This is a genomic window from uncultured Tateyamaria sp. (assembly GCF_947503385.1).
GTDB lineage: Bacteria > Pseudomonadota > Alphaproteobacteria > Rhodobacterales > Rhodobacteraceae > Tateyamaria.
The window spans coordinates 721,113-742,053 of the sequence record NZ_CANNDO010000001.1 but is presented as its reverse complement, the minus strand read 5'-3'; the positions used below and the strand labels follow the sequence as shown (position 1 = coordinate 742,053).

Annotated in this window: 20 protein-coding genes; 2 read left to right on the top strand and 18 right to left on the bottom strand. The window is 61.8% G+C overall.

The genetic code is table 11. The annotated features are described in order from the left end of the window. Positions 1-55: 55 nt before the first annotated feature. The 7 genes from Q1A85_RS03615 to Q1A85_RS03585 form a co-directional block, all read right to left on the bottom strand. Positions 56-922: a sugar phosphate isomerase/epimerase family protein gene (locus Q1A85_RS03615; protein WP_299685166.1), complete on the bottom strand. Its 867-nt coding sequence runs from the start codon at positions 920-922 to the stop codon at positions 56-58. Beyond that, complete coding sequence (locus Q1A85_RS03610) at positions 919-1,830, bottom strand: NAD(P)-dependent oxidoreductase (RefSeq protein ID WP_299685164.1); 912 nt, start codon at positions 1,828-1,830, stop codon at positions 919-921. The genes Q1A85_RS03615 and Q1A85_RS03610 overlap by 4 nt, the downstream gene beginning before the upstream one ends. Positions 1,831-1,965: 135 nt before the next feature. Further along, the gene (locus tag Q1A85_RS03605; RefSeq protein WP_299685162.1) at positions 1,966-2,973 is read right to left on the bottom strand and encodes a Gfo/Idh/MocA family oxidoreductase; all 1,008 of its coding nucleotides are present in this window, start codon (positions 2,971-2,973) and stop codon (positions 1,966-1,968) included. Next, positions 2,970-4,160 carry a mannonate dehydratase gene (uxuA, locus tag Q1A85_RS03600; protein WP_299685160.1) on the bottom strand — a complete coding sequence of 397 codons (1,191 nt, stop codon included), beginning with the start codon at positions 4,158-4,160 and terminating at the stop codon, positions 2,970-2,972. Before uxuA ends, Q1A85_RS03605 begins: the two co-directional genes overlap by 4 nt. Next, positions 4,157-5,200 (bottom strand): Gfo/Idh/MocA family oxidoreductase, encoded by a 1,044-nt coding sequence (locus tag Q1A85_RS03595; RefSeq protein ID WP_299685158.1) that lies wholly within the window; start codon positions 5,198-5,200, stop codon positions 4,157-4,159. Before Q1A85_RS03595 ends, uxuA begins: the two co-directional genes overlap by 4 nt. After that, positions 5,197-6,201, bottom strand: coding sequence for a Gfo/Idh/MocA family oxidoreductase (locus tag Q1A85_RS03590; RefSeq protein ID WP_299685155.1), 1,005 nt, complete (start codon positions 6,199-6,201; stop codon positions 5,197-5,199). The genes Q1A85_RS03595 and Q1A85_RS03590 overlap by 4 nt, the downstream gene beginning before the upstream one ends. Next, positions 6,198-7,235 carry a Gfo/Idh/MocA family oxidoreductase gene (locus tag Q1A85_RS03585; RefSeq protein ID WP_299685152.1) on the bottom strand — a complete coding sequence of 346 codons (1,038 nt, stop codon included), beginning with the start codon at positions 7,233-7,235 and terminating at the stop codon, positions 6,198-6,200. Before Q1A85_RS03585 ends, Q1A85_RS03590 begins: the two co-directional genes overlap by 4 nt. 116 nt (positions 7,236-7,351) lie before the next feature. Here Q1A85_RS03585 and Q1A85_RS03580 point away from each other — a divergent pair, with 116 nt between their 5' ends. Further along, positions 7,352-8,539, top strand: a complete 1,188-nt coding sequence (locus Q1A85_RS03580) for a mannitol dehydrogenase family protein (protein WP_299685150.1) — start codon at positions 7,352-7,354, stop codon at positions 8,537-8,539. Here the strand turns inward: Q1A85_RS03580 and Q1A85_RS03575 are convergent. The 9 genes from Q1A85_RS03575 to Q1A85_RS03535 all read right to left on the bottom strand — a co-directional run bounded on the left by Q1A85_RS03575 (position 8,526) and on the right by Q1A85_RS03535 (position 18,180). Further along, positions 8,526-9,404, bottom strand: coding sequence for a sugar kinase (locus Q1A85_RS03575; protein ID WP_299685148.1), 879 nt, complete (start codon positions 9,402-9,404; stop codon positions 8,526-8,528). The two genes, Q1A85_RS03580 and Q1A85_RS03575, sit on opposite strands and share 14 nt — an antisense overlap. Next, on the bottom strand, positions 9,401-10,294 hold the full coding sequence (locus Q1A85_RS03570; RefSeq protein ID WP_299685146.1) for a DMT family transporter: 894 nt from the start codon (positions 10,292-10,294) through the stop codon (positions 9,401-9,403). The genes Q1A85_RS03575 and Q1A85_RS03570 overlap by 4 nt, the downstream gene beginning before the upstream one ends. A gap of 3 nt (positions 10,295-10,297) precedes the next feature. Beyond that, complete coding sequence (locus tag Q1A85_RS03565; RefSeq protein WP_299685144.1) at positions 10,298-11,185, bottom strand: NAD(P)-dependent oxidoreductase; 888 nt, start codon at positions 11,183-11,185, stop codon at positions 10,298-10,300. Further along, positions 11,182-12,084, bottom strand: a complete 903-nt coding sequence (locus Q1A85_RS03560) for a phytanoyl-CoA dioxygenase family protein (RefSeq protein ID WP_299685142.1) — start codon at positions 12,082-12,084, stop codon at positions 11,182-11,184. The genes Q1A85_RS03565 and Q1A85_RS03560 overlap by 4 nt, the downstream gene beginning before the upstream one ends. Next, a complete protein-coding gene (locus Q1A85_RS03555) occupies positions 12,084-13,583 on the bottom strand; it encodes an altronate dehydratase family protein (RefSeq protein ID WP_299685140.1) in 1,500 nt (499 codons plus the stop codon). The genes Q1A85_RS03560 and Q1A85_RS03555 overlap by 1 nt, the downstream gene beginning before the upstream one ends. Beyond that, the gene (locus tag Q1A85_RS03550; protein WP_299685139.1) at positions 13,580-14,521 is read right to left on the bottom strand and encodes a phytanoyl-CoA dioxygenase family protein; all 942 of its coding nucleotides are present in this window, start codon (positions 14,519-14,521) and stop codon (positions 13,580-13,582) included. Before Q1A85_RS03550 ends, Q1A85_RS03555 begins: the two co-directional genes overlap by 4 nt. A gap of 9 nt (positions 14,522-14,530) precedes the next feature. Beyond that, entirely contained in the window at positions 14,531-16,156 is a 1,626-nt protein-coding gene (locus Q1A85_RS03545; RefSeq protein WP_299685137.1) for a TRAP transporter large permease subunit, read from the bottom strand. 4 nt (positions 16,157-16,160) lie between these two features. Continuing rightward, positions 16,161-17,051 carry a TRAP transporter small permease gene (locus tag Q1A85_RS03540; RefSeq protein ID WP_299685135.1) on the bottom strand — a complete coding sequence of 297 codons (891 nt, stop codon included), beginning with the start codon at positions 17,049-17,051 and terminating at the stop codon, positions 16,161-16,163. Positions 17,052-17,154: 103 nt separating this feature from the next. Next, entirely contained in the window at positions 17,155-18,180 is a 1,026-nt protein-coding gene (locus tag Q1A85_RS03535; protein WP_299685133.1) for a TRAP transporter substrate-binding protein, read from the bottom strand. Between the two features lie 192 nt (positions 18,181-18,372). Between Q1A85_RS03535 and Q1A85_RS03530 the strand changes: the two genes are divergently transcribed. Further along, positions 18,373-19,032: a GntR family transcriptional regulator gene (locus Q1A85_RS03530; RefSeq protein WP_299685131.1), complete on the top strand. Its 660-nt coding sequence runs from the start codon at positions 18,373-18,375 to the stop codon at positions 19,030-19,032. 3 nt (positions 19,033-19,035) lie between these two features. Here Q1A85_RS03530 and denD read toward each other — a convergent pair whose 3' ends face one another. Both denD and Q1A85_RS03520 read right to left on the bottom strand, forming a co-directional pair. Beyond that, entirely contained in the window at positions 19,036-20,010 is a 975-nt protein-coding gene (denD, locus tag Q1A85_RS03525) for a D-erythronate dehydrogenase (protein WP_299685129.1), read from the bottom strand. Then, positions 20,007-20,885 carry an NAD(P)-dependent oxidoreductase gene (locus Q1A85_RS03520; RefSeq protein ID WP_299685127.1) on the bottom strand — a complete coding sequence of 293 codons (879 nt, stop codon included), beginning with the start codon at positions 20,883-20,885 and terminating at the stop codon, positions 20,007-20,009. The genes denD and Q1A85_RS03520 overlap by 4 nt, the downstream gene beginning before the upstream one ends. Between the last annotated feature and the right edge of the window lie 56 nt (positions 20,886-20,941).

Genomic DNA, 20,941 nt, shown 5'->3' with positions numbered 1-20,941 from the left:
ATATGGGAACGCCCCTCCGCTATTGTCAGACCTGCACACGAAAATGCGAGTGTGTTCAAGGGCCAAAGATGGACTTGAACGTCCCGACCGAAGCGCGGAAGCCTGCTTCGAAGTCGCCATTTCCCGGATGGTAGACGGATTCAAAGCTGATTACGCCGTCATATCCGTCGGCACGCATCGCATCTGCAATGGGCTGAAACAGGGGCCCAAGCTGGCCCTTGCCCATCTCGCGCACCTCAAGTGTGGCGCGGGGCGTATCGACCTGCACGTCCTTGATATGCACGTGCCCAAGGTAGCCATCTTTGACCTCGGCATATCCATCGGGGTAGGCCAGTTCGTGACACCAGCAATTGTTGGCCGGGTCCCACAGAACCTTGAGCACGTCCTTGGCGTCCAGCGTGTCAATCAGCTTTCGCGCGGTGTAGTTGGAATTGACCATGGTGCCATTGCCCGTCTCGACGACCAGCTTCACGCCTTCGGCGCGCGCCAGTTCCACGGCCGGAGCGATCATCGGGGCCACCGTGTCCCATGCGCCATGGGCCACGTTCCATTTCTCGGCGCCGTGACTGCCCCACAGGATCTGCTCCTTTTTCTGGGTCATGATGCGGACAAGGGGGCTGCCCACGACATGCGCCATGTCGATCACGCGTTTCAGCGCGTCCATGTGCTGCGTGTGCAACGCGTCTCCGGGGCGGTTGTCGGATGTCATACCGGCAAAGATGTGGCGCGACAGGCACGAGACGTGTTTGCCACGCCCGCGCAGGCGCTCATCCATCCTTTGGATGTCTTCGCGGCTGTGATCGCCAACCTCGTGATCCCAGACAAATTGCAGTTCGGCATAGGTAAGGTAAAATTCGTCCATGACGTCGATTGCATGGTCGAGATTGCGGCTGATGCCGTCGCAGATCACGCCCAGTTTCATCGGGTCACCTTGGCGCTGTTACGGTGCAACTCTGCGCCCACGATCTCTTCGATAACGCGCGTGCAGGTCCAGTTGTCGCCGTCCGGGTATCGCGTGCGACCTGCGTGAAACACCTGCATGGCAGCGGCTGCGGTGTGGAGCGGGACGCCCAGTTCCTCGCCCAGCGACATCGAAATCGTCAGGTCCTTGTGCATGGTGTTGATGTGGCTGCCGGTGCCTTCGAATTGCCGGTCGATGATCTTTTCCAGCGCGTTGTTCACGACGCCGCAGCCTGCCGATGAGGTGGAAAACACGTCCAGGATCACCTGACCCGGCACGCCCGCCTTGGCCGCCAATGCCGCAGCTTCGAACGTGGCGGAGAATTGCGCGCCGATGAGCGATTGCAGGCAAGCCTTGACCGTCTGCCCGTCGCCGGGGGCGGTGCCCACGCGGTGGATGCTGGCCGACACCGCCTCCATCACTGGTCGGGCCTGCGCCAGCGCCGCGTCGGTGCCCGCTGCCATCATCGTAAGGGTGCCGCCCTGCGCGCCGGGATAGCCGCCAGATACAGGGCTGTCGATGAGGTGCAGGCCACGACCGTCCAGCGCGTCGCCAATGGCGCGCGCCTCGGACGGTTTGATGGTGGCCGTCAGCAGGACAACGCCCCCCGGCGCCATGGTTTCGGCCAACCCGCCAGAGCCAAGGATCACCTCATGCGCCTCTGCGCCTTTCATCACCATGACGAAAACAATCTGCGCGTTGCGTCCCACATCAGCCACGGACGCCGCCGACCGCCCGCCCATATCGCCAAAAGCCTGTTGCCGGGCCGCCAGCAGGTCGATACCCCATGTTTCAAATCCATTGGCAATCAGGTTCTTGGCCAGCCCGCTGCCCATATCCCCAATGCCGATCACGCCGACCTGTGTCATGCGCGCCTCCTTTGGCTCTTCAGTTTTCAGGATGGGGTTTCACGCCATACGCAGGCGCCGGGCAGGTCCAGAAGACACCCCCTGCCCTATGGCGATGGCCGCAGGCTAGCACGAGTTACGTGCGATGCGAGAGGTTTATTCGAGGGTTACCGTCTGTCCGGTCTGCGCGGCCTGCTTGATCGCCTCGATCACCGAGACGGCGCGCAAGCCGTCCTGAGCGCTGACACGCGGCTGGGCACGTCCGGCGATGACCTGACTAAAATGTTCCAGCTGCGCCACAAGCGTATCAATACTGTCCACCGGGTAACGCGTGGTCGAGATGGGTGCCCACCAATCCGGGCCGTTCTCCTGTGACCATACGGTTAAGTTTGGCAACGCCAGTGACCCGTGTGTGCCACCGATCAGGTAACTGCTTTGCTCAGTCTTGGGGTAGGCCGGGTTCTCACCTGCGGTCAGCTCCCAACTCCATGGCCCAAGGGCAGTATCACTCAGGTTGAGCGTTCCAAGCGCGCCACTGGCAAAGCGCACCGTGGCGGCCACGACTTCTTCGGCCGCGGCCTGCCGCTGCGCGTTGGCCTCGAACGCCTGCACCGCGACAATCGGGCCGCAGAGATACATGAGCACATCGACATCGTGGATCAGGTTGATGAACAATGGACCGGCCCCCGCCGCCTGCCGCCACGCCTGATCATAGTAACTGTCCGGTTTTGGCAGCCAGCAGTTGCCATGTACCGTCGTGATTGCGCCCAAGGCTGCGCTGTCCACGATCTCCTTTGCCTTCGCGATCAGTGGGTTATGACGACGATGGTGACCGACGAGCACGGGTGTCCCCGTCTCGGCAGCGGTGTTTGCAATGTGCCGGGCGTTGTCACTTGTGTCGGCCAGTGGTTTTTCCACCAGCACAGGCAGACCTGCGCGCAGCACCTCTTCGGCCATTGGTCTGTGGGTGTGATTGGGCGTGGCGAGGATAATGCCATCGCTTTGCGCGATCAGATCGGCCAGCGATTGTACACGTGGCAGCGGGTCGTCATCGGCCATGACCGGATCCAGTACCGCCGACAGCGCCATACCCCGCACCCGCGCCATCGCATCGAGGTGGCGGCGGCCCACAAGGCCTGCACCGGCAAGACCGATCCGCATCATGCCTGCACCGCGCAGGCGGCTATGATCCCGCGCAGCTCTGCCAGCCCACGCATCCGCCCGATCAGCGGATACCCCGGCAGGCTGTCGCGCGTGCGGTCAAATAGCAGTTCCTGGCCATGGTCCGGACGCATCGGTATGGCGTGGTCTGTACGCCGCTCGGCCCGGCGGCGCGATTCTTCGGCCATCAAGGCCCGGATGGTGGCAACCATATCGGTGTCTCCTTCGAGGTGAGGCGCTTCGAAAAAGCTGGGGCGTGCGGGGTCCGGAGAGGGCAGCCGAGACGTGTTGCGCAGATGGGCAAAATGGATCTTTGGCCCCAGCCTTTCCACGAATTCGGACGCGTCAAAGCGCGCCGACACGCCCAGCGATCCGGTGCACAGCGTGGCCCCATTTGCCTCAGACGGGACTGCGTCCAGCACAGTGGCGTAATCATCCGTCGACGACATGACCCGTGGCAGCCCCAACAGCGAAAAAGGCGGATCGTCCGGGTGACAGCACAGCCGGATGCCCAGCCGTTCGGCCTCTGGCACCACTTCGGCGAGAAAGTCGATCAGGTTCTGGCGCAACCGGTCCGCCGTGATGTCGTCATAGGCGGCGAGCCGCGCGCGCACGTCATCCAGCGTCCAGCCATCATTTGCACCCGGCAGGCCCGCAATGACCATGTTGGTCAGCGCGCGTTTGTCCGCATCCTCCATCTGCGCATGGATCAAGGCGGCAGCCGCGCGCGTTTCCTCCGTGTAGTCCGCCGCTGCGTCCTCGCGGGCGAGGATGTGCAGGTCAAAGGCGGCGAATGTCGGCAAATCGAACAGCATGGCGGTGCCGCCATGGGGTTGCACAGCGCGGGTTTCCGTGCGGGTCCAATCAAGGATCGGCATGAAGTTGTAGCAGACCGTTTGTACCCCTTCGGCTGCGAGTGCGGCAAGGGTTTGGCGGTAAGCGTCCATGTGAGCCGCACAACCCGAACTCTGGGTCTTGATCGCCTCGGAAACCGGGACGCTTTCCACGACCTCCCAGCGCAGGCCTGCGCCCTCGATCATCGCTTTGCGGGCCTGAATGTCGGACCTTGGCCATGCAGTTCCCGGCGGGACGTCATGGAGCGCCGTCACCACGCCTGTGGCCCCGACCTGTGGCAGGTCCTCAAGTCTTGTTGGGTCGTTCGGCCCGAACCAGCGCCAGCATTCGATCATGGGCGCCAGCCTGTACGCATTGGGTGGTCCGGGGGCAAGGGCAGGTCCACTGGTGCGCCGGAACGCGCCGCCGCATAGATCGCCGTAACCAAGGCGATTGAGGCCGCCCCGTCGTCCAGCGTCACGGCGTGGTTGGGCTGACCTGAAATGGCCTTGCCAGCTTCGGTCAGAAATCCGTTGAACCCGGCGGGTCCAATAGCCGCGTCCGTCACCACGCTGTCCACATCAGCCTGACGGGCGGGGTCACGGGCGACAAAACGCCAAGGACCGTCACCCGGCGCATAGGGGTTCGTATCCGACGTTGCGGTCAGATGCTCAAAGACAAAGCGCAGGCGCGTTTCGTCAGCAGCGGCACCAAGCGTGACAGAACTGGTCGCCAGAGCACCACATGCGAGCTCAAAGGTGAGCGCGGCGGTGTCTTCTGTTTCAATTGGGTTCACGCGGGTGGCCAGCGTGGCGTGTACGCGCGCCACCGGCCCCATCCAGTGGCACATCAGGTCATGGGCGTGGATCGCGTGGCCCAACACCGCGCCACCCTGCTCCCCCTCCCATGTTCCGCGCCATGGCACTGCATAGTAGTCAGCGCCACGGTTCCAGTGGGTTTCCAGCGCAGCAGCCACTGGCGCACCAGTCAATCCAGCCGCCTGTAGCGCGGCCAGTTGATCAAAGGCGGGGCCATAACGGTATTGGAACACCGGGAAAACGTGTCGCTCCGCTTGTGTCGCAGCAGCTATGATCCGGTCCACATCCCAAAGCGATGTAGCGAGCGGTTTTTCACAGATCACGTGCTTGCCTGCGGCGAGCGCCTGCAAAGCGACGGGCGCGTGCATGTGTGGGGGCAGGCAGATGTCCACAAGGTCGATATCCGCATCCATCGCTGCGTCGATCTGGTCCGAAGTGGCGATGCCTCGTGCCGCGACCTGCGTGCGGCGTTCGGGGTCCTGATCCACCATCAGCGCCACGTCAAGACCGGCAACCGCGTCATACGCGGCCAGATGCTGCGCACCGATACCACCGCCAAGGATCGCGACACGGGTCATGGCGTGCGCTCGGCCATCGCTTGCGCGCGCAACGCAAGCTCCACGACCTTAAAGCAATGCGCCTGCGTCATGGCCGTTTCGGTCCGGTGGGCAATGTCCCGCACCAGCCGTTCGAAATAGGGCAGGCCTGCATCTCGCGCGTCGATGTTTTCGCAGCGTGTTCCGTTCACCAGCACAAGGTGATCCGTCCCCGCGCGCCCACCAACATCGACGTATTTTCGCAACTCGATATAGCCGTCAGTGCCCAGCAACGTCAGCCGCCCATCTCCCCAGTTGGGCAGTGCATCCGGCGTATACCAATCCACCCGGATGTAGCCGGACCCCCGGTCCGACCGCAGCGAGACCTCACCAAAGTCCTGAAGGCCCGGATCGGCAGGGTTTGCGTGGTTGGCAATGTGCGCCATCGTGACGTCCGCCGTTTCAGAGCCTGTGAAATGCAGGAACTGATCAATCTGATGCGACGCGATATCCGTCAGAATGCCGCCATAACGCGCCCGGTCAAAGAACCAATTGGGCCGCGTCGCGCGGTTCAACCGGTGCGGGCCAAGGCCAGTGGTATGTACAACGCGGCCAATGGCGCCGTCCTGCACCAATTGATCCGCCATGGTGACACTGGGCACTTCGAACCGTTCTGAAAAGTTGATCGACCAGATGCGCCCCGTCTCGCCCACGCACTCTTTGATTGCGTCGAGTTGCTCTGTATTCGTACAGCCCGGCTTGTCCGTCATCACATCGTGACCGGACTGCATGGCGCGGACCGCAAGGTCAGCGCGATCCGCAGGAATGGCCGAAATCAGCGCAAGGTCCGCACCCGCCCCCAACGCCGCGCCCAACGTATCGAACCGGCGTATATCTGGAAATCGATCAAGATACCCGGCAAGCGGTTGAGGTGTCCCGTCGGTCCAGAACCCGAGACAGCGCGCACCTTGTGCAATCATGTTTTCCGTCATGCCGTAGATGTGGCGGTGATCCAGCCCGAGGGCGACAAAGGCAAGCGTCATGCGCCGACATCCGTAATGTGACCGGTGCGGGCCGCATGTTCCATCGCGTCGATCACCGCGTGGACATGCAGCGCCTCATCCGGTGGGGCGAGGGGCGGCCGTCCATGTGCCGCCGCAGTCACAAAATCCTCCAGCATGGCCTGATGCCAAGCGTGGGTGAACGCCATCGGGTCGGCCCCACCCCCGGTGCCAGTGCTGGCCTCAGGCGCGGTTGCCTCGCTGTGACCAGAGGTCAGATCGATCTGCATGTGATCGCCTTGCAGGTGAACCTGCCCCTTGGTTGTGGTGATTGCGATGCTTTCTGCGGCACCCGGATAGGCAGCAGTGCTGGCGGTCAACACGCCGCTTGCGCCGGATCGGAAGTGCAGGAGAGCGGCGGCGATATCCTCGCCCTCCATCCGGTGCAGCGGGCTGGTGCGCATCAGCGCCTGCACCCGCGCGACTGGCCCGGCCAGCCATAGGGCAAGATCCAGCGTGTGGATGGCCTGATTGATCATGACGCCGCCGCCATCGCGGGCATAGGTGCCGCGCCCCGGCACATCGTAATAGGCCTGATCGCGCCACCACGGCACACGCGCCTCCACGTGTACGACATCGCCGAGGCTGCCGCTGTGCAGCCGATCCTTCAACGTCCGAGCTGCCGCGCGCGTCCGGTGCTGAAAGCACAGGCCCAAAGGCACGCCGCAATCCGCATAGGCCGCAACAACAGCGCGCGCGCCATCCAGCCCGCGTTCCACCGGTTTTTCCATCAAAGTCGGAACACCCGCCTCCGCCAATGTGCGGGCGAGATTGAGGCGGGTGTCAGGCGGTGTGATCAGCAAAGCCATGTCGGGGTTGCGGGCCAATGCCTGCACCGTGTCGGTCACGGCGGCCACCTTGTATCCCAGCGTTTCGGAAGCCGCGGTGCAAAAGGTCGTGGTCCGGGCCGGGTCACGGCCCAGTACGGCGTCCAGCCGCGCGCCAGCCACGTTATCGCGCAGGCCTAGGATATGGGTCTGGGCCACGATCCCCATGCCGATCAGCAATACGTTCATTGACGTCCTCCCGGAGGCAACTTGGCGTGAATTGGGCGGTGCGCCAAGGGGCAATTGTGCTAGGCATGGTGTAACATGTGCAGGGCGCGATTTGCCTGCATCACAGGGGGGGTCACGTGGGTCACATTCTGCACCTTGGCGTCGGCAATTTCTTTCGGGCGCATCAGGCGTGGTACACGCAGCACTGCCCCGGTTGGGACATCACCGGCGTGAGTTTTCGCAGCACCTCCATACGGGATGGTTTGGCGGCGCAGGGATATCACTACAGCCTTGTCATCAAGGACGCGGGCGGCGCGCGGATCGAAAGGATCACCTGTTTGCACGACATGATCGTGGCGGCAGATGCACCGGAGGCGGTGCTTGCCCAGATCGCAGCAGATACGACGCAGGTGATCACGCTGACAGTGACAGAAAAGGCGTACCGCCTTGGGCCAGATGGCGTTCTGGATATGGATGATCCTGCGATCTGTGCAGATCTGTCCGGCGGTGAGATGACTGTGATCGGCGCGCTGGCACGCGGGCTGGCGCGGCGGAGTGCGCCCGTCACAGTCCTGAGCTGCGATAATCTGCCGGACAACGGGACAAAGCTGGGTGCGGCTGTGCGGCGATTTGCCGACGCAGCAGGGTTGCGGATCGGCACGCGGGTGACCTTTCCATCCTGTATGGTGGATCGGATCACACCGGCGACCTCGGACGCAATCCGAACAGAGGCAGGCGACGCCATGGCTGTCCCGACTGAGGCGTTCAGCGAATGGGTGATCGAAGATGACTTTGCAGCCGCGCGCCCGGATTGGCCCGGAGTGCAATGGGTGTCGGACGTCGCGCCGCACGAGATGCGCAAGCTGCGGATGCTGAACGGGGCACATTCCTACCTTGCCTATGCCGGGACGCTTGCCGGTCAAAGCTTTGTCCACGAGGCAATAGGTGATCCCGCGTTGCGGGACGGCGCGGCGGGCGTTATGGCAGAAGCCGCAGAGACGTTGCCGCCCGAGGTGCAAGAACAGGCCCCGCGATATGCCCAAGCGTTGCTGGAACGTTTTGACAATCCGAACCTGCACCACCGACTGCGTCAGATCGCGATGGACGGGTCACAAAAGATGCCCATCCGCATATGCGCGACCCTCGCGGACCGCGACGCGCACAGCCCGGCGCTGGAGGCCGCGCTGTCGGCATGGGTCGCCTTCGTACGTGCCGAGATTGCGGCTGGCCGCGTGCTGGACGATCCGCGGTCAGATGCGCTGGCCGATGCCTGTGCGTCCGGTGACCCTGACGCTGCCCTGCGCACTCTGGTCATGCCGGGATAATCGCCCCGCGATGCCCCACCACACGCGCGGCCAGATCATGTCCGGCACGCAACGCATCCACCTGTGCCGCCCCTTGCAGCACCGCGCCCAGATAGCCGCCGTTAAAGCTGTCTCCGGCGGCGGTGGTATCCACGACATCCGGAGCGGCGGCATAGCTGCGCGATTGCCCGGTTTCGAGACACAGTGGCCCTTCTGGCCCGCGCTTGAGCGCACCGGATTTGCCCATGGCGACGAACCGCGCAGCGACTTCTTCCAGCGTTTCGCCAAAGATCGCTGCTTCGTCATCCTGTGAGGGCAGCGCGATATCGCACATGTGCCACATGGTCCGCGTCACGGCCTGCGCTGTCTCTTGGTCCGGCCACAGGGCAGGACGGTAGTTGCTGTCATAGACAACCCGCCTGCCCTGCGCCCGGTAGATCGCAAGCCAGCGCAGCAGGCCATCCCGCGTTTCGGGCGGCAGAATGGCAAGACTGATCCCCGACAGGTAAATCACGTCATACCCGCCGAGCCAGTCAAAGCTGGGGCCGTTCGGACCCGAAAACACCTGCCGCGCCGCCGACTGGTTGCGCCAATAGGTAAACGTACGCTCACCTGCGTCGTCAGTGGTGATGCCATACAGGCCACAGGTCTTGTCCGGGTCTCGCTCAATCGCGTCGGTGCCCACGCCTTGCGCGCCGATGAAATCCGCAATGCGTTGCGAAAACGCGTCACCGCCCAGCCGTGTCACGTAGTCGACCTGCATGTCGGGTGCGGACCGTTTGAGGTAGATCGCTGTGTTCAACGTGTCACCCGCAACGCCAATCTGCGGCGTGTCTCCGACCATCGACAGTTCGATCATCGCCTCACCAATCGCTGCGCATTTCATTCGGTTTCCTTCCGCAAGGCGCGCCACCAGATCACCAGACCCGACAGCACGATAATGGACGCCCCAAGCAACGTGTAACCGTCCGGGATGCCGTTGAAGACGATGTAGCTGGCCACGGCCAGATACAGCAAAAAGCTGTAGGTGTAGGGCATCAGCGTGTTGGCAGGCGCGTAGGAATGCGCGCGCGAGAAAATCTCGTGCCCGGCCCAGCCCCAGACCCCCAGCGCCACCATCAACACCCAGTCAAGCGTTGTCGCGGGCGGTGTCCATGACACCACGGCCAATGGAAACAGCGTGATGGCGCCAAACGCACCCATGTAGAACTGCATCGTTTCAGCCGCGACCACGCCGGAAATCTTGCGCGTGATGATCGAATAAAGCGCGAGCGACACCGCGTTGTAGACGTTCAGCAGAGCGATCCAGTGAAAATCCGCGTCAAAGGGCCGGATCACGATCAGCACACCGATAAACCCAATCATAATCGCGGCCCACCGCCACGGTCCCACGCGCTCGCCCAGCAGCGGCCAGCTCAACGCGCAAACGATGATCGGAGCCGAAAACATGATGGACCCCGTGACCGTCAGCGGCAGATAGATCAGCGTGATAAAGTTAAAAAGCGTGGCGGAGGCCAGCAAGAAGCCCCGCAACAACACCAGCCCCATATGCGCCGACTGAAACGACGACCAAGACATATCTTTGCGCAGCAAAAGAACGGTCGAGATGATGAAATGCGGCAGATACCGCATGAACGCCAACTGGAACGCTGGTAGACCCGCCAGCACCAGCCATTTGACCGACGTGTCGATGAGCATGAAAAAGAAATAGGCCCCCAGCGTCATCAGAATGCCGAGGGCCGCGCGGTCCTGTGTTGCCTGGGCCGCGATGGCCATGGATCAGGCTTTGAACGTGTCGGCGAAAAAATCGACCTGATGGGGTACGAAATCCTCGCCGCGGCCTGCATCAATGGACGCCTTGAGACTGTCCAACGTGCTGCCCGACATCATGGACGACACGCCCGCATTGGCACACATCTGCGCGTAATAGCCGACGTCCTTGGCCGCGTTCTTGATGGAAAAGGCAAGGTTGGCGTCGTTGCCCTCGAGCGCGTAGGCGGTGATAAAGTCCATCATGCCGGACTTAAGCGGGCCCGCAGACATCACGTCATAGACGGCTTGCCGTTCGACCCCCATCACATCGGCAATGGCAAAGCTTTCGGCCATCGCATTGGCGCAGGCTTGGGCGTAAAAGTTGTTGATCAGCTTAATCGTATGCCCGGTGCCAAGCGCGCCAAGGTGAAAGACGTTTTCGCCCAGATCGTCGAGCACAGGTTTGACCCGGTCGAATGCAGCCTTGTCGCCAGATCCCATGAGGTTCAGCAATCCGTCCTTGGCGTGCATCGGTGTGCGCCCGATCGGACAATCCAGCAGGGTGCCGCCCGCAGCCGCAACCTCTTGCCCCAGCACCTTGGTGGAGCCGGGCAGCGATGTGCCGAAGTCAATCACAACCGCATCGGGTTTCAGGCCTGCGATGACACCCTCGGGGCCGCGCATCCGCGCCTCTACATTGTCAGAGGTGTCCATGCACAGCATCACGATATCGGACGCTTCGGCAACCGCCTTGGCCGTGGTGACTTCGGTGGCGCCACGGGCCACTGCTGCGTCCACATGGGTGCGGGTGCGGTTTGCGACGACGGTCAGGGCATAGCCCTTGTCCTGCAATCGCCCAACCATTGCCCCGCCCATAAGGCCAAGGCCGATGAATCCGATGGTGGGTGTACTCATTGCGATGTCTCCTTGGCGGGAATTGTGTCAAAGGCCCGTGTCTTGAGGCCTTTCTGAATTTCATAGATGGATATGGCCACGTTGGGCTGCGGCTGCGGGATGCGGATCGGGATGTCCTTGAGGCGTGGTTGCAGCGTCGGTTCTCCACACAGCATCCGGTCATTGTAGTCTTCGATCCCGTCCCAACGGGTCATGCTGCCCATGATGGGAAAAGCATCCGCCGCCATCATTTCGTAGAACAGGATACGCCGGGGCCTGTCCGAACGGTTGAGCGCAGAGCCATGCACAATGCGCCCATGGTGGATGCTGATCGACCCGGCGGGGCCCGTCAGCGGCACGGCGTCTGCCATGTTCAACCCGTTCGCCTCTGGCAGCATCGCCCCGGCAAAGACGCCATCTACATGGTGATCGAACACCGGCCCTTTTTGTGACCCGGGAAAGACCATCAGGGGGCCGTTTTCTGCGGCCATGTCGTCGATACAGATGCCAATAGCGAGGATATCGTCATTGGTGTGCGGGTAGAATGCGTAGTCCTGATGCCATTCCACTGCGGCCCCATAGCCTGCCGATTTCATGTTCAGCTTGGACGTATGCAGGCGGAGGTTCGGACCGATCAGGTCGCGCGCCGGCGCCAACACGTGGTCGGACAGCATCAATTCGCGGAATACATCTGAAATGGTGTGCGGCAGTTTGATCCGCCGCAGACGGGGGTCGGCGGCACTGTGGCTGTCTTCGAGGTCGAGCCGGTCGTTGCTGCCGGTCATGGTGGCCGCTTCGGCCTCAAACCGGGCGATCTCGGCACGGATTTTGGTCAGCCAATCGTCGGGGATGCGGTTTTCGACCAGCAGATAACCATTCGACGCGTAGCTGGCCTTTTGATCCGGTGTCAGACATTCCATCACATGGTCGCCCCGATTTGCCAGGGCACGAATTCGTAGTCTCCGAGGCCCTGAGCTTCGGATTTGGACATTTCGCCGGAGGCAACGCGCAGGAACATCTCGTAAATTTCGCGTCCCTTGTCCTCAAGGCTGACACCGGCGGTGAGCATGTCGCCTGCGTTGATGTCCATATCTTCGATCATGCGGCCATACATCTCCGTGTTGGTCGCCAGCTTGATCGTCGGTGCGGGTTTCGAGCCAAAGGCCGAACCCCGCCCGGTGGTAAAGCACACCAAATTGCACCCCCCCGCAATCTGGCCCGTCACCGACGCAGGGTCATAGCCGGGGCTGTCCATGAAGGTGAAGCCGGAGGCGCGCACGGGTTCGGCGTATTTGTAGACGCCGGTCAGCGGCGTGGTGCCACCCTTTGCCGCCGCCCCCAACGATTTTTCGAGGATCGTGGTCAGGCCACCGGCCTTGTTTCCGGGGCTGGGATTGTTGTCCATGCTGCCCTTGTTGCGGGCGGTGTAATCTTCCCACCAGCGGATCAGGCCCACAAGCCGCTCGCCCGTGGCGCGGTCTGCCGCGCGGGCGGTCAGCAGGTGTTCGGCGCCGTAAATCTCGGGTGTTTCGGCCAGCACGCCGGTGCCGCCCTGCGCCACCAGCAGGTCGGTGGCATAGCCAAGTGCCGGGTTTGCCGTGATCCCGGACCACGCGTCCGAGCCGCCACATTGCAGTGCCACCTTCAACGCAGACGCCGGACATTCGGTGCGCGTGAAGGCATTGGCCAGTGGCAACATGGCCGTGACCTTTTCGATACCGATCTCAACCGTGCGGCGCAGGCCGGCAACCGACTGAATGTTCATTGTCTGAAACAGCGGGCCCTGTTTCAGCCCATAGGCTTCGAGCAGCCAGTCGATCTGGTTCATCTCACAACCCAGTCCGACCATCAGCACAGCGGCGTGGTTGGGATGTTTGGCATAGCCCCACATGACGCGTTGCAGCGCCTCGAACCCTTCGCCGTCACCGCCCATGCCGCACCCGGTGCCATGGACAAAGGCAACGACGCCATCAACATTCGGATAGTCGGACAGCCGTTCGGGTGTGAAATGCGCCGCAATCATCCGCGCCGCCGTGGCCGAACAGTTCACCGATGTGACAATCGCAATGTAGTTGCGCGTGCCCACGTCACCATTCTCGCGACGGAATCCCATAAATGTGTCGCCCGTCGCGGGCGTTGCGGGACGCAAATTGGTCCCAAAATCATAGGCGGTATCGGTGTTGCGAAATGCGACGTTGTGAGTGTGGACGTGATCACCCGCCGCAATGTCTTGGGCAGCGTAACCGATGACCTGTGCGTATTTGCGGATCACGTCGCCCTTGGCCATGGCCTGCGTTGCGATCTTGTGGCCAGACGGGATGAGCGTGCGGGTGGGCGCACCCTCCACCGCCACGCCGACCTCAAGAGGTCCGGTGGCGGTGACAACTGTGTCGGTCGGGTCAAGACGAATAAAGCTCATGCACAATACGGCGCGTCGCCGTCCCATCTGTGGATCGGTATGTGAGGGCGCGTGGCCAGACGGTCGCGGGTGTCGAACCACATCTGCCGCCAGACCCGCCAATCGCGCAGTTCCGTCTCTGGCGCGCTGCGGCTGCGGGCGACAAAGTCGGGGAAATGGGTGCGCCCGGTGTCCTGCCCCGTCACGTTGTAGCGCAGGTCAAACGACCAGCGGAACCCGTCGGACCTGTTTAGCAAGGATGCGTGCGGCACCAGCGGATGAAACAGAACCACGCCGCCAGCACCGACGGGCAGTGGCACGGCTCGGGACGTATCGAGGTGCTGGGGCGCAATGGCCGTCTGCACCTGTGGGCAATGGGGCAACAGCCCCTGATCGACGCCCGGCACCACTTGCAGGCATCCGTTTTCGACCGTCGCATCCGTGATCGCCACCCAAGCTGTGACCATGTCGGTCTGGTCTGCCGCTTCATGCCCGACGCCGCGATCCTGATGCCAATCGGTCGATGTAACGTGCGCGCGCACCTCATCCGTCGCCAGTTGCGGCGCGGGCGGCTTGATCCGCACATGCTGGATCGGGTTCGACGTAATCTCGGGGCCAATCAGCGCCTCAACCACGTTCAACAACCGATCATGCACCACCAGATCAAAGATGGCCGGGCCAAAATGCATTGGGCAATCGGGCGCGATCTCTCCGCCCGGCAGGCTGATATCCATCGGTTGGAACCAGTCACAGCCGGCGGCATAGGACGCGCTCAGCTGTGTCCAGAAATCATGTACCCCACGGGGCACACGCCCTTCCGCTGCCCATTGACCGTACAAAGATCGCATAAGGTTGGCATACTCGGTCCGCACCGCGTCGACGGCCTGCATGGGCAAGACATCTTCGACCACCAGATACCCCTGGCCAAAGAACGTCTCAACTTGGGCCTCGGTCAACATGCGCAGCCTCTAGAGCAGGATGGAGATGATTGGCGGCCAGATCAGCAGCACCGACAACGCAATCAGCTGGATACCGATAAAGGGCAGGAACCCCTTGAAAATATCGGTGAGCGAGATGTGCGGCGGTGCCACAGATTTGAGGTAAAAGGCCGCAGGGCCAAAGGGTGGCGACAGGAACGACACCTGCATGTTCATACAGAACACCACCCCGAACCAGATCGCCACATGGCGCGGGTTCAACTCTCCAAAGAGGCCGATCTCGTCGATAGGGAGTTTCAGCACGATGGGCAGGAAGACCGGGATGATCAGCAGCACGATGCCCACCCAGTCCATGAACGCCCCCATAAACAGCAGGATCAACATCATGAACAGGATCACGACCATCGTCGGCAACTCGGACCCTACGATAAAGTCGGCCACGTAGACCGGACCGCCCGCGATGGTATAGGCCCCGGCCAGCGCCGTGGCACCGATGGTCACCCACACGATGGTGCCGGTGGATTTGAGCGTGCGCATGAGGCTGTCCCAGACCAGCTCGAACGACGCTTCACCCCGCAACAGGGCAATGACGAACACGGCAAGCGCCCCCATGGCGGCGGCCTCGGTGATGCCGGTGATACCGCCATAAATCGACCCCATCACGACGCCGATCACCACGATGGGCGGAACAAGCCCCTTGCCCATGGACCAGCCCTGTGCCGCACGCGCGCGGCCAAAGACGCCAAAGATCAACCCGAGGCACGCCACAAGTGCGACCCCGAAATAGGTGATGTAGGGGGCCGTTCCGAACCGGGCCTGCTCGCCCGTAGCCGCCGCGTTGGACCCGGAGAACTCAAAGAACATCGCCCGACCCATCAGCACCGCGGCAAAGCCCGCGATAACCACCGTGAGAAAAGCAAAGAACAGCAACGTCTTTTCCCGACCCTGTGGTTCGCCTTCAACCGGGTCCGGCAAGGGCGCGTCTTCGGGGCGCAATTGCGTGCGGATGATGATGTAGATGATGATGAACGACGCCAGCATGAAACCGGGGATGAAAGACGCGGTGAACAGCGCCTTGATCGAGGTTTCGGTGATCAGACCATAGATGATCAACACGATGGACGGCGGGATCATCGTGCCCAGTGACCCGGAGGCGCAAATCACACCAATAGCGAGGTTCTGGTTATAGCCCAACCGCAGCATCTGCGGCAGCGCGATCAGGCCCAGCAGGACAACTTCGCCGCCGATGATGCCGGACATCGCGGCCATAATCACCGCCATGATCGAGGTCACGATGGCGATCCCGCCGCGCGTCCGGTTCAGCCAGACGTTCAGCGACGAATACATGTCCTTGGCAATGCCCGACCGTTCCAACAGTGCGGCCATGAAAATGAACAGCGGGATAGAGATCAGCACGTAACTGGTCATCACATCGCCATATATCCTCTGCGGCAGGATATTGAGCGGGCCGGACCCCGGTCGCCCGGTCAGGAACCCTTCACCCCACAGCGTGAGATCCATCAGCACAGCGGGTTCGAATTTCATGAACAGAACCACAACCGCCATGAACGCAGACGCAAAGCCCAGCGGCATACCGATCGCCAGAAGCAAGATAAGGCCCAGCATCAGGACCAGTGAAATTGTACCGACGTCCATCGCTCTAGTCCTTTGTGGTCACGTGTTGACCGGTGACGTCGATGTCGCTGACGCCTTCGGTGCCGACCTGCGCCTTGATGCGCTCGATCTCTTCTTCGTCGAGGTCTTCACCGCCGTAATGGACCTCTTCCTTGTTCCAGTCGGAAATCAGATTAACCACGGCCTGAAGCGCCACGAGGCTGACCACAAACAGCACCATCGGTTTGATCGTTGCCGGAATGGGCGGGTCAAAAGCGGTGCCGAACGTCTCCCACCGGTAGAATTTGTCGAACGCTTCGCCGTAGCCGCCAAAAACGAGGAAAAAGGCAAAGATCGCGATGCACAGGGTCGAAATGCAATCGAACACCCGCTGCAACCAGCGCGGCACCGCATCATAGAGCAGCACAATGCGGATATGGCTGCGTTGCTGCATGGCGTAGAGCCCGGCACACAGGAACACCATACCCGCCAGCCACAGGCTGAGTTCATTGGCCCAGAGAGTCGGCGCCTCGAACACGTAGCGCACGATCACTTCGTAAAGCATCACGGATGTCAGCAGCAGGATCAGCATCATTGTGACGCGCCCGATGAATACGGCGAGACGGTCGACCGCGCGCCAGCTTTCGAACTCCATACCGGCGCGGCGCACCGTGCGCATTCCGACATAGGCAAGTGCGGGGATGCCGATGAGGGTGAGCCAGTCGACGATGTCGGCAAAGCCACCGAACAGGCCACCCATGTTGGGCGTCACATCGTTGCGCTTGAACAGGGCAGACAGTTTGTCGAATTGGGATTCATCGGTCGGAGGATAGAAGTCGAGCGTAAAGGCAGGCATGTGCCACACCACCCAACCGGCGCAAAAGATAAAGGCCAATGGCACAAGCCATTCGATCGGCGTGCCCGAGCGCACCTGCATCGCGACGTCCCCCCTGATGAATTGAAAAAACCCCGGCTGCGGTGTCGATGATCAGCCCGAAGTCGGATCGGAGCCCCGCACACGGCAGGGCTCCGGGATTGGTTTATTCAGAAACCAGACCCAGCTGCTTGAGGTAGCTGAGATGCGCGTCCACCAGAGCTTTCGCTTCGGGTGTGTCGGCGAATTCGGGCCATGTGGCCTGCGCCGCGTCCCGGAACTTCTGGAGTTCTTCAGGTGCCCATTGCGACAGTGTCACACCGTCGGCACGCAGCTGTGCAGCCGCTTCGGCGTTCTTTTTCTCGAACGTCAGAGCGGTGCGGAGCGCCAGCGCTTCCATGGCGACCTTCATGATGGTCTGGTGGTGTGCGGGCATCGCGTCAAACACGGCCTTGTTGCACGCCAAGTGATCGGACGGCATCGAGTGGAAGCCGGGGAAGTTGGCGTATTTCACGATGTCATACAGACCCAGACCGACGTTGTTGGCCAGACCCGAGGCGTCTGCACCATCAATGATACCGGTTTCGAGTGCGGTAAATATCTCGGTGAAATCCATCACGATGGGCGAGGCGCCCAGCTTTTCAAAGATCTTGGTTTCCATGCCGGGGGGCGAGCGGAATTTCCAGTCCTTGAAGTCGGCCACTTTTTCGATGGGCTTGGAGGATGCGAACGATTCCTGTCCGTAGACCCACCAGCCGATCAATTCCATGCCGTACTTGTTGTAGAGCGGTGCCGCAGCTTCCTTGCCACCTCCGAAATACAGCCAGCTCAGCTGTTGGTATGGCGTTTCGTAGCCACCCATGATGTCTCCAACGAATTGGAAGGCCGAGTTCTTGCCGGTCTGATAGCCACCGCCGGTCATGTCGCAGTCAAGAATGCCGGTTGCGGCGGCGTCGAATGTTTCCACCGATTTCACAACGGACGAGCTGTAGAACATCTCGACGGCGATCTCGCCGTTCGACATTGTTTGAATGTCGTCGATGTACTGCGCCGCCAGCTGGCCCGAGACCGTCTCGGGGGCGTAGTGTGTCTGAATGCGCAGCTTTGTGCTGGCATGGCCATCTGCCATTGCCGTCACAGCCGTCGACGCGGCAACGGCCGCGACTGCTGCCGCTTTGAACATGGTTTTCATTAGGTCCTCCCTAGGATGTTGGCACCGGGGGCCGTTCATCGGGCCCTTCTTGTGATCGGTGAAAAACCGTAGGCGCAAAGGAAACGATTGCGCAAGATGAATTTTGGATTTCTCGCAATCTCAGGATTTCCTTGAAATCTCGAAATTTCTAATGCAGCCTCCCGGGATAGTTTGTTTGCGTCAGGTCGGGATATGGACGTTTTCGAGAACATCAGAACCCGCGCCATATCCGGTGCATTTGCCCACGGCGAAAAGCTGCGTGCCGAGGTTCTGCGCAACGATTATGGCTGTTCCGCCAGTACCGTCCGCGAAGCGCTGTTGCGGCTTGCGGCCCTTGGCCTTGTGGAGTTTCAGGAACAGCGCGGGTTCCGGATGCCCGAGTATTCCGAGGCACGGCAACACGACATTACGCAGATGCGAATCATGCTCGAAACCGAAGGCGCCTGCCGCTCCATGCGCTACGGCGGCGTCGCATGGGAATCGCGTCTGAACGCAGCGCATCACAAGCTAAGCCACATCGAGAGCCGCATCGCCGCCATGGGTCCAACCGAAGAACTGGCGCAACTCTGGATGGCGGCAGAGCTGGAATTTCACCAGACGCTGCTGTCTGCTTGCGGATCGGACCTTTTGATCGAATTGCACTTACAGGTCTACAACCGCTACCGGCAGATCAAGGCCGAGTACGATCACACGTTCCAACACGTGGCCAGCAATATTCGGGAACATCATGCCATCGTCGATGCCGCGCTCAGCGGGGATGAAACTGCGATGCGCCAGCGCATTTTTGAACATTTCGAGCGGCACCTGATTCCGGGAAGGCCGGTTTCGGTGCGGGTGGACGCATTGGTCTGACGGTCACCCTTTGGGCATGTCCTCCTCCATATAGATCGCGACAATCTCGTCAAAACTTTGCTCTGCCACAAATCCCAGTGCCTTGGCGCGTTCCGGTGCGAAATTGCGGGGCCAGCCTTCGACGATGCGCGCGATGTGCGGGTCGGGTTGCGGGTCGATCAGGGCCACAGCCTCGTTGCCCGCGGCGTCTCGCAAGGCTTCGATTTGTTCGGCCACAGTACAGCTGAGCCCCGGCAGGTTCAGCGCCCGACGCCCCTCCAGCCGCGCGGTATCAAGCGTCGCGGCGTGGGCCAGAAACCCGGCGGCCGCGCGGGGCGAGGCGTGCCAGTGACGCACCGTGTCCGCCACTGGCAGCACGGCCCGCTGGCCCGCCAGCGGTTCGCGGATGATGCCCGAGAAAAAGCTGGATGCCGCCATGTTCGCCTTGCCCGGACGCACGCAGATCGTCGGCAGCCGCAGTGACATACCGTCGATGAACCCCTTGCGGCTGAAATCTTGAACCAACAGTTCGCAGGCCGCCTTTTGCGCGCCATAGCTGGTTTGCGGAGATTGCAGAAAATCGTCATCAATCTTGTCTGGATAGGGACCGCCGAACACTGCAATCGACGAGGTGAAGATCAGGCGCGGCACATAGATGCCGCCCGTCGCCCGGTGCTGTGCCCGCAACCCTTCGAGAAACCCCCACATGGGCCACAGGTTCGTCTGCCATCCCTTGTCAAAATCAATCTCGGCCTCACCCGATACGATAGAGGCAAGGAAAAAGATCAGGTCAAACCGTTCCGCCGCCAATGCCGCGACCTCCGCCGGATTGGCGAGGTTGCCGACGCGCCTGTCCGTGCCCGCCCCGCCGTTGGGAAAGGCAATGTCGTGCAGGGTCAGGTGCAAATCGCCAAGGCCCGGCAACCCTTCGGCCTCCAGCTTGGTCGCCAGCTTCTGGCCGACCATACCGCCACCGCCCAAAATCAGAACGCGGGTCATGACGACAGTCCGTTGCGCTGGCACAGTTCCAGATAGAGGCCCGAATGGTCCTTGTCGGCGCCGTCCATTTTGTCCACGAAGTGCGCAAATCGGTCGCGCACATCCTCGACCATGGGCAGGGTCAGATTGAGGCTCGCTGCCTCACCCAACACGTTGTTCAGGTCCTTGAGTTGGAACTTGGACAGTCCACCCGGCTCAAAATTGCCCGTCGTCATGCGTTCCCCATGTTGTTGCAGGATGGTGCTGTCGGCAAAACCACCCTTGAGAGCCGCGCGAAGCGCCGCAGGGTTTGCACCCCCCTTTTCGGCCAGCAGCATCGCCTCGGCTACGGCGCCGATGGTCACGGCGACGATGGCCTGATTGCACAGTTTGGACAGTTGGCCGGACCCGCTGGGACCCACATGCACCGGACGGCCCATTGCCTCCACCACAGGCTGGGCGCGGGCCAGATCGGTCATCGTGCCGCCCACCATAATGGCGAGGCTTGCCGCCTCTGCCCCTTTGGTGCCGCCAGACACGGGCGCGTCCAGATGTGCCACGCCGACCTGCGCCAGTCGGGCGGCTTGGGCGCGGGCTTCTTCCGGCTTGGTGGAGGACATGTCGATCCACAACGCACCGTTTTTGAGCGCAGCTGCAATGTCGTCAATCACCGCCAGCACCGTTGGTCCATCGCTCAGCATCGAGATGACGATATCGGCACCAGTGACTGCATCCTCCAGCGTCTGCGCCACGCGCACGCCATGGGGTTCAAGCGGTCCGGCCTTGGCCGCCGTGCGGTTCCATACCGTCATCGGCACACCCGCCTGTGCGAGGTTGCGCGCCATGGGCAGGCCCATCAGCCCCGTGCCCAACAGCGTCACCTTTTCAAAAGCCATGTCCAAACCTCCCCTAGGGTCATGACCGGTCTGGTCATCACCAATCGCTTGTCATA